This window comes from Streptomyces sp. NPDC039480 (assembly GCF_055597165.1).
On the sequence record NZ_JBVITX010000004.1, the window covers coordinates 254,755 to 267,080 of the forward strand.

At 73.8% G+C, this 12,326-nt stretch carries 12 protein-coding genes; 8 read left to right on the top strand and 4 right to left on the bottom strand.

Annotated elements, in window-relative coordinates:
- The first annotated feature begins 84 nt into the window (after positions 1–84).
- The 4 genes from ACZ56E_RS15100 (at position 85) to ACZ56E_RS15115 (ending at position 3,639) form a co-directional block, all read left to right on the top strand.
- Positions 85–267, top strand: a complete 183-nt coding sequence (locus ACZ56E_RS15100; RefSeq protein ID WP_471214332.1) for a hypothetical protein — start codon at positions 85–87, stop codon at positions 265–267.
- 57 nt (positions 268–324) lie between these two features.
- Positions 325–507, top strand: a complete 183-nt coding sequence (locus ACZ56E_RS15105) for a hypothetical protein (protein ID WP_471214333.1) — start codon at positions 325–327, stop codon at positions 505–507.
- A 118-nt stretch (positions 508–625) separates the two neighbouring features.
- On the top strand, positions 626–2,254 hold the full coding sequence (locus ACZ56E_RS15110) for a peptidoglycan-binding protein (protein WP_471214335.1): 1,629 nt from the start codon (positions 626–628) through the stop codon (positions 2,252–2,254).
- 5 nt (positions 2,255–2,259) lie between these two features.
- Complete coding sequence (locus tag ACZ56E_RS15115; protein WP_471214336.1) at positions 2,260–3,639, top strand: RICIN domain-containing protein; 1,380 nt, start codon at positions 2,260–2,262, stop codon at positions 3,637–3,639.
- 15 nt (positions 3,640–3,654) lie between these two features.
- Here ACZ56E_RS15115 and ACZ56E_RS15120 read toward each other — a convergent pair whose 3' ends face one another.
- A complete protein-coding gene (locus ACZ56E_RS15120) occupies positions 3,655–4,737 on the bottom strand; it encodes a GlxA family transcriptional regulator (RefSeq protein ID WP_471214337.1) in 1,083 nt (360 codons plus the stop codon).
- 141 nt (positions 4,738–4,878) lie between these two features.
- Between ACZ56E_RS15120 and ACZ56E_RS15125 the strand changes: the two genes are divergently transcribed.
- Together ACZ56E_RS15125 and ACZ56E_RS15130 are read left to right on the top strand one after the other, a co-directional pair.
- Positions 4,879–5,742, top strand: a complete 864-nt coding sequence (locus tag ACZ56E_RS15125) for a S1 family peptidase (protein WP_471214339.1) — start codon at positions 4,879–4,881, stop codon at positions 5,740–5,742.
- An 86-nt stretch (positions 5,743–5,828) separates the two neighbouring features.
- Positions 5,829–6,815: a GlxA family transcriptional regulator gene (locus ACZ56E_RS15130; RefSeq protein WP_471214340.1), complete on the top strand. Its 987-nt coding sequence runs from the start codon at positions 5,829–5,831 to the stop codon at positions 6,813–6,815.
- 7 nt (positions 6,816–6,822) lie between these two features.
- On the opposite strand, the gene ACZ56E_RS15135 is transcribed toward ACZ56E_RS15130, so the two are convergent.
- The 3 genes from ACZ56E_RS15135 to ACZ56E_RS15145 form a co-directional block, all read right to left on the bottom strand.
- Complete coding sequence (locus ACZ56E_RS15135) at positions 6,823–8,853, bottom strand: ATP-binding protein (RefSeq protein WP_471214341.1); 2,031 nt, start codon at positions 8,851–8,853, stop codon at positions 6,823–6,825.
- A complete protein-coding gene (locus ACZ56E_RS15140; protein ID WP_471214343.1) occupies positions 8,850–9,512 on the bottom strand; it encodes a Pvc16 family protein in 663 nt (220 codons plus the stop codon). Before ACZ56E_RS15140 ends, ACZ56E_RS15135 begins: the two co-directional genes overlap by 4 nt.
- A gap of 67 nt (positions 9,513–9,579) precedes the next feature.
- Positions 9,580–10,263 carry a response regulator transcription factor gene (locus tag ACZ56E_RS15145; protein ID WP_471214344.1) on the bottom strand — a complete coding sequence of 228 codons (684 nt, stop codon included), beginning with the start codon at positions 10,261–10,263 and terminating at the stop codon, positions 9,580–9,582.
- Positions 10,264–10,545: 282 nt separating this feature from the next.
- Between ACZ56E_RS15145 and ACZ56E_RS15150 the strand changes: the two genes are divergently transcribed.
- Positions 10,546–11,265: a DNA polymerase ligase N-terminal domain-containing protein gene (locus ACZ56E_RS15150; protein ID WP_471214346.1), complete on the top strand. Its 720-nt coding sequence runs from the start codon at positions 10,546–10,548 to the stop codon at positions 11,263–11,265.
- Positions 11,262–12,272 (top strand): non-homologous end-joining DNA ligase, encoded by a 1,011-nt coding sequence (gene ligD / locus ACZ56E_RS15155; protein WP_471214348.1) that lies wholly within the window; start codon positions 11,262–11,264, stop codon positions 12,270–12,272. The genes ACZ56E_RS15150 and ligD overlap by 4 nt, the downstream gene beginning before the upstream one ends.
- Positions 12,273–12,326: the final 54 nt, after the last annotated feature.

The following is a 12,326-nucleotide window of genomic DNA, read 5'->3' on the forward strand; positions in this document are numbered from 1 at the left end:
AGTTCCGTGCTGACGGCCCTGTGCTGATGTGTTCTTGTCCCGCGGGCCGCTGTGTGTCCCGCGGGATCGCTCGGGTCCCTCGCGATGGCCGCGCGTGGTCGGCCCCTCCTGGCCCTCGGTGACCTCGACCGGGCCAGGGCCGCGCTCCGGATCGCCCACCGTTTCATGGAGCGCCGGGGCGCGGCGGAGGCCACGGAGATAGCCGCCCTGCTGGCCGACTGGCGGCGTTCGGTGCCCCCGAGTTCCGTGCTGACGGCCCTGTGCTGATGTGTTCTTGTCCCGCGGGCCGCTGTGTGTCCCGCGGGATCGCTCGGGTCCCTCGCGATGGCCGCGCGCGGTCGGGCCCTCCTCGCCCTCGGCGACCTCGACCGCGCCAGAGCCGCCCTGCGCATCGCCCACCGTTTCATGGAGCGCCGGGGCGCGGCGGAGGCCAAGGAGATAGCCGCCCTGCTGGCCGACTGGCGGCGTTCCGCCGCCCCGAATTCCGTGCTGACAGCACTCTGCTGACGTGCCGTCGGCCCCCGGCCGACGTGTATACGGCGGGATCGCTCGGGCAGGAGGCACTGCCCTTGGCGTCGCCCTTTCGTACAAGGAGACCGGGCGGGGTGCCCTCTACCGTGCCCGTATGACGTGGTGGAACTCCCTTGACCCGGCCGCGGTGACCGTGGACCCCGGTGGCCGAGCGACCGTACGGCTTCGCGTACGCAATACGGGAGACACGGTCGAGGAGTTCCGCCTGGGGATCGTCGGCGCGCCCGCCGGCTGGGCCCGCGTCGAACCCGATGTGCTGCGGCTCTACCCGGGCAGCGAGGGCACGGCCGAGGTGTCCTTCGCGCCGCCCCGCTCGTCCGACACGAAGGCCGGGCCCACGCCCTTCGGCATCCGCGTCGAGCCCCGGGAGCACCCCGAGGCACGCGACGTCGTCGAGGGCCAGGTCACTGTCACGCCCTTCTCGGAGATCCGGGCCGAGCTGCTGCCGCCCACCATCGTGGGACGCTTCCGCGGCCGGGCCTCGGTCGCCGTGGACAACCTCGGCAACACCCCGCTGACCGCGTCGCTCACCGTGCGCGACGACGCGGGCCGGCTGGCCTTCGACATCACTCCCACGGCGATCCAGGCGGCCCCGGGCCGCGCCGCGTTCGCGCGCTTCACCGTACGTCCGCAGCAGGTGCTGTGGACGGGGTCCGCGCAGCCGCACCCGCTCACCGTGGCCGTGCGCCGGTCCGGCGACGAGCAGGCCCACGAGCTGCCCGGCAGCTTCGACCAGCGCCCGGTCCTGCCCCGCTGGCTGCTCGCCCTCGGCAGCGTCGTCGCGGCGCTCGGCATCGCCTTCATGGTGGTCTGGTTCTCCTACGCCCCGAAGTTCAACGGATCGGCGCGCGAGAACCAGGCGGCCGCAGCCGCCCCCGACGCGGCCCCGCAGGGCGGTGAGAAGGACAAGCTCGCGGACGCCCCGCCGCCTCCGAAGGAGAAGGCGAAGGGCGGCGGCCCGGGTGGTGGCGGCGCGGGCGACGGCTCCGGCGGAGGAGGCGGCTCCGGTTCCGGGGGCGGCTCCGGTGGCGGCGGCTCGTCCGGCGGAGGCAGCGCCAGCGGCGAAGGCGGCGGCGAGGACGGCGGAGGTGGCGAGAAGCGGGTGGCGGACCGCCGGACCGCCGCCCGCAGCGGCCCGCCGTGGCAGCGCGGCTACAAGTCCGATGTCGTCGTCGAGTACGCCCAGCGCCGCCTCGCGGCCCTCGGCTCGAAGAACCCGTGCACACTGACCGGCTCCTACACCCCCGGCGTCATCGACGCCAAGACCGAGGACAAGTTGATCTGTTACCAGCAAGCGGTGGTCCGCTCCGGCCAGACCTCCGGCAAGAACACCGCGCAGATCTTCGAGACGGACGACCTGGGTGAGCTCGGCCGGGCCACCCTCACCTCGCTGTGGGCGCAGGGCGTCCGCCCCGACCACGTCCGCTCTGGAGCGGACAACTGGGAGGTCATGCAGGTGCAGGCGGCGTTCTGGTGGGCCTCGCAGGCCGGCATCAGCGACGGTGACCTGGACCGCGACCGGGCCTACGCCGAGCACGGCGTGGCCTACTTCAAGCATGGCCGCCGCGCGCCCGTCACGGCCAGGTACAACAGCAGCACGGCCGCCCACATCAAGGAGTACCAGGCGTCCGTCGGCCTCCCGGCGACCGGCGTCGCCGACAGCAGGACCCTGCAGGCCATGGTCGGCGGCAGCGTCAAGAACCCCGGCGTGAAGGGTCGTTGAGCCACATGTGGACCGCACTCGAACCCTCCGCGACCACCGTGGAACCCGGCTCCGCCACGAGCGTACGGCTGCGCGTGCGCAACACCGGCGACACCGTCGAGGAGTACCGCCTCCAGGTGGTCGGCGCCGCCGCCGGCTGGGCCCGCGTACAGCCCGACGTACTGCGCCTGTACCCGGGGGCGGAGGGCACCGCGCAGGTGGAGCTCGCGCCGCCCAGGACCCCGGACGCGCAGGCAGGACCGACGCCGTTCGGCGTCCGGGTGCAGCCCCGCGAGGCCGCGCACGCGGCGGACGTGGCCGAGGGCCAGGTGACCATCACCCCCTTCGCCGAACTGCGCACGGAACTCCTGCCGTTGGTGGTGAGCGGCCGACTGAGCGCCAAGGCGTCGGTGGCCGTCGACAACCTCGGCAACCAGCAGCTGACGGCCTCCTTCTCCGGCCGTGAGAACGGCGACGCGCTGGAGGTCGAGGCCGAGCCGGGCTCCGTGCAGGTCGCCCCCGGCCGCGCCGGCTTCGCGGAACTGCGGCTCAAGCCCGGCGCGGTGAGCTGGGTGGGCGGCACCACCAAGCATCCGTTCACCGTCTCCGTGCTGCGGGCCGGGGTGCCCGAGCCCGTGGAGCTGCACGGCACGTACGTACAGCCGTCGGTGATCCCGCGCTGGGCGATGGCGGTGTTCTCGGTGCTGTTCGCGCTGGGCCTCGCGTTCGCCGTGCTCTGGTTCCAGCACAAGCCGAGCATGGCCACCCAGGCCAGGGAGAAGCCGGGCAAGCAGCAGGAGCTGCCGCAGACCGACGGCATGAAGCAGGCGCCGAGCCCGAAGCCGAGCGACACCGAGAAGAAGGAGAAGAAGGAGCCCGCGCCTCCGCCGGAGGACAAGGGCGACGCTCCGAAGCCGGAGCCGGGCGGCGGCGAGAAGAAGGACGACAAGCCCAAGGGCCCCAAGACGCACACCATCCGCAGCAGCGAGGGCAGCGGCTGGTACCTGGAGGTCAAGAAGGGGGAGCAGGCCGACGGCACCTATGTCGGCCAGAACCCCTCCCTCACGGACGAGTTCGGCGACAACCAGAACTGGATCCTGCACCACTACCCGGAGTCCGACACCTACGCCCTGGAGCCCGCCAGCGCCCCCGGCACGGTCCTTGACCAGAAGGTGAACACCAACATCGCGCAGATCTTCCACGCGCCGCCGGAGAACATCAAGACCGGCCGGCTGCCGGACAACCAGAAGTGGAAGCTGGAGAGGCGCGGCGACGGACTGACCCGGATCGTCGCGGTCGGCTCCGGCGAGTGCCTCGTCGACATGCAGAACGACACGAGCGCGGTCACGTGGAAGTGCGACGACCGCAAGAGCATGGGCTGGACGATCTCCGACTGGCCGGAGTAGTCGCGGCCGACGCTGTTACGGCTGGTCGTCGGGGCGATCCGGCCAGGTCATGCCCGAGACCACCGCGCGGAACGCCGTGCGATAGGTGGTGGGGCTGGTGCCGGTGGAGCGCTGGAAGTGGTGGCGCAGGTTGGCAGGGGTGCCGAGGCCGGTGCGGGCCGCGATGCGCTCCACCGGGTCGTCGGTGCGTTCGAGGAGCCGCTGGGCGCTCTGGAGCCGTGTACGGAGCAGGTACTGGAGCGGGGTGAGCCCCGTCTCGGCGCGGAAGCGGCGGGTCAGGCTGCGGACGCCGAGCCCCGCCCGGCCCGCGATGTCGTCGAGGGTCAGCGGGCGGTGCAGGTTGGCCTCCATCCACCGTGTCACCGGTTCGAGGCTGCTGCCGGGCGGGGTGACGGCGTTGTAGGCGGCCTCCGCGAGAGCGCCGTGCGCCACTTCCCGGCCGGCGCCGGAGGTCGGGTCGGCGCCGGAGGTCGGGCCGGTGCCGGAAGCCGCCCCTCCGGAGTCCTCCGCCTCCACCTCCGCGTGCAACTGCAGGAAGAGCTGTCGTTCCGTCTCGATGGCCACGGTCTCCCCGTGATCCAGCGTGATCAGGTGCAGACACAGATCGACACCCCCGAGCACCCCGGCCGCGCTGTGGAACGGCCCGTCGGCCACCGCGGACCCCTCGGGATCCACGTCGATACGAGGGTACGACCGCGCCAGTTCCCGCGTGTACCGCCGACCGGTGGCCGCCCGGCGCCCGTCCAGCAGCCCGGTCGCCGCCAGGGTGAACGTGCCGGTCCCGACGGCGCCGACCCGGCCCCCGCGCGCCACCACGCCCCGCAGCGCGTGCGCGACGCCGGGCGGCGGCGCCGCACGGAAGCCCTCGTGCCCCGGCAGCAGCACCGTGTCGGCGTCGTCGAGACCCTCCAGGCCCCAGGGCGTGTCGATGCCGAAGGGTGCGGGCCCACCCGTGCCCCGGAACCCCGGCCCCGCGCAGATCCGCACCTCGTACCCCACCGGGTGGTGATGCCTGGCCGCCGTGGCGAAGGTCAGCCCGGGGGCCGTGAGCTGGTGCCCAGGCACCCCGTCGAGGGCCAGGACGGCGATCAATGACATGTCCAGAATTTAGCCGAGGGTGACATCACGGCCGCTGTTTGCGGGGGCCGCCCCCGAAGGATGATCGCAGCGCGGTGGGACGAAGGCGGACAGACGTCTCGTCCGCGCACCGCACCTGCACTCTCCGCGAAAGGCCCGTTCATGCACCACACCACCCCCGCCCCCGCGACGCCCTCCGCCGCGCACTCGGACCACTCCGGCCGTTCCCCGCGCCGGCTGCTCGCCCGGGGCGCCGCGGCCCTCGGCGCGACCGCGCTCCTCGGCGCCACGGTGCTGACCGGCAGCGCGAGCGCCGTCGTCAACGGCGAGGACGCCACGCAGCACTACCCGTTCATGGCGACGGTGCCGGTCGAGGAGTACGGCGCCCAGTGCGGGGCGACACTGGTCGACTCCCGGTGGGTCCTCACGGCCGCGCACTGCGTCAACCCCGAGCTGGCCACCCTGACCGGCAAGATCCGCGTCGGGAGCGACCACCGGACGACCGGCGGTTCCGTCCGGAACATCGACAAGATCGTCACCGCCCCCGGCTACGTGCAGGACATGACCGGCACGACGTACAACAAGAACGACCTCGCGCTGATACGCCTGGACCGCCCCGTCTCCCAGCGGCCCGTCCGCATCGCCGACAAGGCGGGACCGGCCGGCACGCCCACCCGCATCCTCGGCTACGGCACGGTCGTCGAGGCGCCGACGCTGGAGGACGCGAAGTTCCCCGACCGCCTCCAGCAGTTGGACACGCGCAGGGGCGCGGCGAGCGAGTGCGCGCCCGGCTGGGCGGACCGGACGCGGCTGTGCACGGTCAGCACGAAGCCGCAGGCCATGGCGTGCAACGGCGACTCCGGCGGCCCGCAGCTGCAGCGCGCGAAGAACGGCCGCTGGGAGCTGATCGGCGCCACGTCCGGACCCGGCAGCCTCCGTGAGGGCTGCGGGACGGGACCCGGCCTCTACTCCAACGTGCCCGCCTTCAAGCACTGGATCCACAAGACGATCCACAAGAGCGGCTGATCCGGACCCGCACGGCCGAGCCGTGAGCCGCGGGCCGCGCGGCCGGTCGGCACCGGCCGTGCCGTGCGGATGGTTGGATTCCCGACATGTCTGTGATCGCCGTCCTGGCCCTCGACGGAGCCCCGGGCCATCACCTCACCACGCCCGGCCTCGTCTTCGGCACCGCCTGCCGCGCGCACCCCGGCGTGTCCTACGAGGTCAGGCTCTGCGCGGCCCCCGGCTTCCGGGCGACCGGCGGCCCGGGGCCCGCGCTCGCCGTCCGCCCGCCGCACGGCCTCGAAGGCCTGGCGGACGCCGACGTCGTACTGCTCCCCGGGCACGCCGGCCCCCGTGCCGGACGGCCCCCCGAGGGCGTCGCCGCCGCCCTGCGCGCCGCTGCGGGCAGGGGCAGCCGCGTCGCCGCCGTCAGCACCGGCACGTTCACGCTCGCGGCGACCGGGCTGCTCGACGGGCGGCGGGCCACGACCGGCTGGCGGCACGTGGCGGAACTGGCCGCGCTGCACCCCCGGATCGACGTCGACCCGGTCGGCACGGTCGTCGAGGACGGGCCCTACTGCACGGCGGCCGGAGTCTTCGGGGGTCTGGACGTCTGTCTGCGGCTGCTGGCCCGCGACCACGGCAGGGAGGTCGCGGGCCGGACGTCACGGGAACTGATCACGCCGCTGCACGTGGACGCGGACAGCGTCCAGGAGACCATCGACCGGGAGGTCGCAGGGAGCACGGGACTCGACCCCACCCTGCGGTGGATCGACACGCACCTCCATCTCCCGCTCACGCTCCCCGAGATCGCCGCCCACGCACGCACCTCCACCAGCAGCGTGACGCGCCGCTTCCGTGACCGCACCGGGCTCAGCCCGCTCCAGTACGTGCTGCGTGCGCGCCTGCACGAGGCGATGCGGCTCCTGCGGGAGACCGACACACCCGTCGAGGGCATCGCGGGCGCGACCGGCTTCACCTCACCCGCCGCCCTGCGCCACCACTTCCGTGCCCTCACCGGCACCACGCCCCGCGACTACCGCCGCGCCCACGCCCCTGCCACCCCTCAGCACCCTGGCGGCGAGCCCCACAGATGACCGCGCACTACTGCCAGGGCAGCGTCGTCCCCGGCTCAAGGCGGCCCATCTTGCGGTATTCGCGCCGTGCTCCCGCCCGGACGTCCTCGCCCGTCACCGGGCCGCCGTGCCCCGCCGCCAGATAGGCGGCCGTCACCGCGGCCGCCCGGATGCCGCCGCCCGCCAGCTCGAACTCCTTGGCGCAGACGCCGAGTTCGGCATCGAGGTCAGGAGAGCAGGGTGTGCCGGCCAGACAGCCGCGCCACAGCGTGAGGCGCAGTTCGGCGTCCGGGAACGGGAAGTCCACCACCAGGTCGAGGCGGCGGGTGAACGCGTCGTCGATGTTGGCCCGCAGGTTCGTCGTCAGCACGGCGATCCCGTCGAACGCCTCGAGGCGCTGGAGCAGATACGCGCTCTCCAGGTTCGCGTACCTGTCGTGCGAGCTCTTGACCTCCGAGCGCTTGCCGAAGACGGCGTCGGCCTCGTCGAAGAGCAGCACCGCGTCCGTGCGGTCCGCCTCGGCGAAGATGCGCTCCAGGTTCTTCTCCGTCTCGCCGATGTACTTGTCGACGACCGCCGACAGGTCCACCACATACAGGTCGAGGCCGAGTTCACCGGCCACCACCTCGGCCGACAGCGTCTTGCCGGTGCCGGAGTCCCCGGCGAACAGCGCGACGACGCCGCGCCCGCGCCCGCCGCCGGTGCGCAGCCGCCACTCGCCGAGCACCTTGTCGCGGTGCCGGGCGCGCATCGTGAGCTCCCGCAGCATGGCGAGGGGCTCGTCCGGCAGGACGAGGTCGTCGAAGCCGACCTCGGGCCTGATCCGCCGGGCGTGCTTGTCGAGCAGCGGCGCGGACTGGAGCCGGGCGCTGTGCTGGAGATGCGCGGCGGTCGGCGCGGTCCCGTCGAAGGCGGCGAGGCCGGTGGCGTCCCGTGCCGCGCGGCGGATCTGCGGCTCGCTGAGACGGTACGGCGCGACGGCCTCGCCGAGGTCGAAGTCCGGTTCGTACGCGGGCGTGTGCTGGGCCAGTTCGGTGTGCCAGGCGCGGGCGGTGTCGACGCCGTCGTACGGCGCGTCCAGCGCGAGCAGCCCGGCGTCCGGCGCCCAGCCGGGGTCGTACGGCTCGCTTCCGAAGAACACCACCGGTACGTCGCCGGTCGCCAACGTCCGTACGAGAGCGCCGGGTTCGGGCGGCAGGGGGCCCACGACCAGTGCGGCCTGCCGCAGCCGTGCCTCGCGGACGAGCGCGACGGCCACCGCGGCCGTGTCGTCACCCGTCCGGTGCGGGGGCCTGTGCAGCAGCACGGGCAGGCCCGCTGCCCGCAGTGCGTCGGTCACCGGCCCTGCGGCGGTGCCCTCCCTGCGCTCACGCAGATGGACGGAGAGCGGCCGCTCGGCGGCGAGGGCGGCGATACGGGTGGCGAGCGGGTGCGCGGGTCCCTCGGCGCCCGGCGCGAGCAACTCGACGTCGCGCCCAGCGAGTTCGGGGTCCAGCGCGTCGTCGCCCAGCAGGTGCGACACCACGCGCTCCGGTACGCGCAGGGCCCGCCCCGGCAGCGGCCGCTCCTCGTCCTCCACGGCGATCAGGCCGCCGGCGCGCAGCGGCGCCAGCGGGTGGAAGCGGGCGCGGGCGAGCGGGTCGTGCGGTCCGGTGCCCGCGAGGTCGAGGGCGAGCGCGACCGTGGCCCTGCGGCGCCCGACGTCGTCGTTGAGGTAGCCGTACAGCGGCTCGAAGCGGCGGTCCACGTCGGGGGCCAGGGCGGCGAGCAGGATGTGCCGGTCGAGTGCGCTCAGCCCGAAGGCGCGGGCCAACTCGCCCAGCGTGCCGCCGGGTTCGGGGCCCTCGTCGTCCGGTGCGGGGGCGGGCTCCGGCGGGGGCGCCGTGGCCAGCCGGTGCGCGGTCTCCGGCGTCACGTACAGCCCGCGCAGCGGATCGGCCGCCGTCGGGTCGTCCGCGCCGCGCCGCGCGACGAGCTCGGCCACGCGGCCGCGGAGCGACTCCAGCCGCGCCGGTATCGCGTCGTGCGGTGCGCCGTTCACCGCGCCTCGGGAGCTCACCGCGCACCGGTCCCGTTGTCCGACGTGTCGCTGTCCGCCGCGTCCCGCTGTTTGCGGAGCATCCGGGGCCGCGAGTCGCCGGGCTCGCCGTCGATGCCGCGGACGCCCACGACCGCGCCCTCGGTGACCGGCGGCGCCACGGGGTACGTCGGCGACACCGGGAACGGCACGGTGATCACGACGTCCAGGGACGGCTTGAGCTCACCGCCGAGCGCCGACCACACGTCCGCGAGGGACCGGGACTCGGCCGGCGGCACCGCGACGGTCAGCGGCAGCGGGGCCCGCAGCGCGGCGAGCGCGTCGGGCAGGGCGTCGGGCGGCAGCAGCTCGTGCCCGAGCAGGGTGCCGAGGGCCGCGGAGAGCAGCCGGTGCTCGTCCTCCGGCCGGTTGGTCCAGGCGGTGAGCAGGTAGGAGAGCCGGAACCAGCGCGGCGGCTGCCGCCTGCGCAGCACCGCGCCGTCCGGCCCGCGCTCGGCGTACGCGCCGCGCTCGCGCCGGGCGACGTCCTCGCGAATGTCGTACAGGTACGAGTTGAGGGTGGGGGCGTTGCGCCGCGCGGCCCAGTCGCGGGTCGGCGCCTCGAAGACGACCTCGCCGGTCCCCTCGGGCAGCGCGCCGCGCAGCAGCGCACGCAGCGCCTCGTCGACTTCATGGATCACAGTCGGACTCCCCGACCGAAAAGCCGGGCTCCCCGGACAGGAACGGGGAGGTGGTTCGGGTGCCGCATTAGATGTATCCCTCCCGCAGCGCGTACGCGACGGCATGCGCGCGGTTCTGCAGTTGCAGGCGCGTCATGAGCGCGTGCAGGACGTTCTTGACGGTGCGTTCGGAGTAGGCAAGCTTTTCAGAGATCTGCTTGGTGTCCAGGCCCTCCGCGATCAGCCGCACCACGTCCACCTCGCGGGGCGCCATGCCCAGCGTCGGTACGAGGGTGGCGGTGGACGGCGCCCCGTCGAGCCCCGAGAGCCGGAGCCTGCCCAGCTGCGTCATGAGCCGGTTGATCAGGTCGGGCGGCAGCTCGCCCTCGCCGCGCGCCGCGCTGTGCACGGCCCGCAGCAGCTTCTGCGGGGTCGCCTGGTGCCGCCACAGGATGGCCCGTACGCCGTACTCGACGACGGCCAGCAGCTCCGGCTCGCGCAGCTCGCTCGCGATCAGGACGACGCGCTGCTCGGCGGACCTGGTCAGACGGCGCAGTTCGCTGCCCGCCGGGTCGTCGAGCCGGTCGACGAGCATGACGGCGACGCGTTCCTGGGCGGGCGCGGCCGCAGGGCCGGGCGGGGGTGTCTGCGAGCCGTCCGCGGCCCGGTCCACCAGTTCGACGCTGGGCTGGTGCCGGAGATGGCTGATGACTCCGGCACGGCTGAGGGGGTCGGTGGCGTGCACGGCCACCGATATACGTGTATCCGACAACTGACGTTTTCCTGTCTTCCCCCGAATAGCGACGGGCACAGGGTGACCAGAACCGATCAACATCTGATTGCCGCCGGATCAACGCGGCCGTTTATCGGCTACAGGGCCCCTCGTCGGCCGGGGGAGCCCGGGGCCGGCCCTACGGCGCGATGCCGACCGCCCCGGTCTCCCGTACCGTCACAAACAGGGCGAGTGCCCCGCCGCCGGACCGCGCGTGCCGGTGGCGATCACGGGGTACCCGGCGGCCCGGACGGATCAGCGACCCGACGGAAAGGGGCCTCCGTGAGCGAGGAGGACAAGCTGCGGACCTATCGCGGGAAGCGGCACTTCGACAGGACGCGCGAGCCGAGCGGCGAGCATACGACGGCCGGGCGGGCCGGGCAGGCCTCTCAGGCCGGGCGGGCCGGGCCCGGCCGGGACGGCGACGAGCCTGCGTTCGTCGTGCAGATCCACGACGCGAGCACCATGCACTTCGACTTCCGCCTGGAGGTCGACGGCGTGCTCAAGTCCTGGTCGGTCCCCAAGGGGCCCTCCACCGACCCGCACGACAAGCGGCTCGCGCTCCCCACCGAGGACCACCCCATGGCGTACCGCGACTTCGAGGGCGTGATCCCCGAGGGCGAGTACGGCGGCGGGACCGTCATCGTCTGGGACCGGGGCACCTACCGGCCGATGAGCCACGACAAGAAGAAGCGCCCCGTGCCGTTCGGCGAGTCCCTGGAGAACGGCCACGCCACGTTCGAGCTGCACGGTGAGAAGCTGCGCGGCCAGTACGCGCTCACCCGGTTCCACGGCCGCGAGGAGCGGAGCGGCGGGTCCGCCAAGCCGACCTGGCTGCTCGTGCGCAAGAGCGAGGGTGCGGGGGGCGCGGAGGCGGGCAGGAACGGCGGCACCCCCGACCCGCGGCGCGCCCGCTCCACGCTCAGCGGCCGCACCCTGCGCCAGGTCGCCGAGGCGCCGGACGCGCCCAGATGGGACCCGGACGGCGGTGGGAAGGGGTGACCGGCCTCCTCGACACACTGCCGCCCGACCTGCACGCCCGCACCCGCGAGGCCGCCCCCGGCGTCGAACTCGCGGCCTCCCCGATGCTGGCGACCCTCAGTGACCGGCGTGACTTCCCGCAGGGCTGGATCTTCGAGCGGAAGCTGGACGGCATCCGGGTCCTCGCCGTCCGCGAGAACGGCGAGGTCACGCTCCGCTCCCGCAGCGGACGGCGGCTCGACGCCACGTACCCGGAGATCGTCGACGCCCTCACCGCGCAGGACTGCGCCGACTTCACCGTCGACGGCGAGATCGTCGCGTACTCCCACGGCCGGACCGACTTCGCGCGCCTCCAGCAGCGCATGGGACTCACCCGGCGGGCCGACGTCGAGGCGAGCGGCGTCGCCGTCACGTACTACGCCTTCGACCTCCTGCGCCTGGACGGCGTGGACGTGCGACGGCTGCCGCTGCGCACCCGCAAGTCCCTGCTGCGGCGCGCGATCACCTTCACGGCCCCGCTGCGCTTCTGCGCCCATCGCAACGAGGGCGGCCCCGAACTCCTCGCCGACGCGTGCCGACGCGGCTGGGAGGGGCTCATCGCCAAACGCGCCGACAGCGCGTACCGCACGCGCCGCTCCGACGACTGGCTCAAGCTGAAGTGCTCCCAGGGCCAGGAGTTCGTCGTGGGCGGCTTCACCGAGCCCGCGGGCAGCCGGGTCGGCATCGGCGCGCTGCTCATCGGCTACTACGACGACGGGCGGCTGCGCTACGCGGGCAAGGTCGGCACCGGCTTCGACCGGCGCACCCTCCTCGCCCTCCGCGAGCGGCTCGACGGGCTGCGTACATCCCAGGCCCCGTTCGCGAGCCGGGTCGCGGAGCGCGCCGCCCACTGGGTCGAGCCGGAGCTCGTCGCCCAGATCGCCTTCACGGAGTGGACCCGCGACGGCATGCTGCGCCACCCCCGCTACCAGGGCCTGCGGGACGACAAGGACCCGAAGCTGATCGTCCGCGAGCACCTCGCGTCCTGACCGGCGAGTGCAAATCCCGTGGCCTTCGCCACCCGGCGCGACGATACTCGACCA

What these genes read in the sequence shown, in the direction of transcription:
- ACZ56E_RS15110 (WP_471214335.1), top strand. Translation starts at nt 626, where the DNA reads ATGACGTGGTGGAACTCCCTTGACCCGGCCGCGGTGACCGTGGACCCC.
- ACZ56E_RS15125 (WP_471214339.1), top strand. Translation starts at nt 4,879, where the DNA reads ATGCACCACACCACCCCCGCCCCCGCGACGCCCTCCGCCGCGCACTCG.
- ACZ56E_RS15115 (WP_471214336.1), top strand. Translation starts at nt 2,260, where the DNA reads ATGTGGACCGCACTCGAACCCTCCGCGACCACCGTGGAACCCGGCTCC.
- ACZ56E_RS15100 (WP_471214332.1), top strand. Translation starts at nt 85, where the DNA reads ATGGCCGCGCGTGGTCGGCCCCTCCTGGCCCTCGGTGACCTCGACCGG.
- ACZ56E_RS15130 (WP_471214340.1), top strand. Translation starts at nt 5,829, where the DNA reads ATGTCTGTGATCGCCGTCCTGGCCCTCGACGGAGCCCCGGGCCATCAC.
- ACZ56E_RS15120 (WP_471214337.1), bottom strand. Translation starts at nt 4,737, where the DNA reads ATGTCATTGATCGCCGTCCTGGCCCTCGACGGGGTGCCTGGGCACCAG.
- ACZ56E_RS15105 (WP_471214333.1), top strand. Translation starts at nt 325, where the DNA reads ATGGCCGCGCGCGGTCGGGCCCTCCTCGCCCTCGGCGACCTCGACCGC.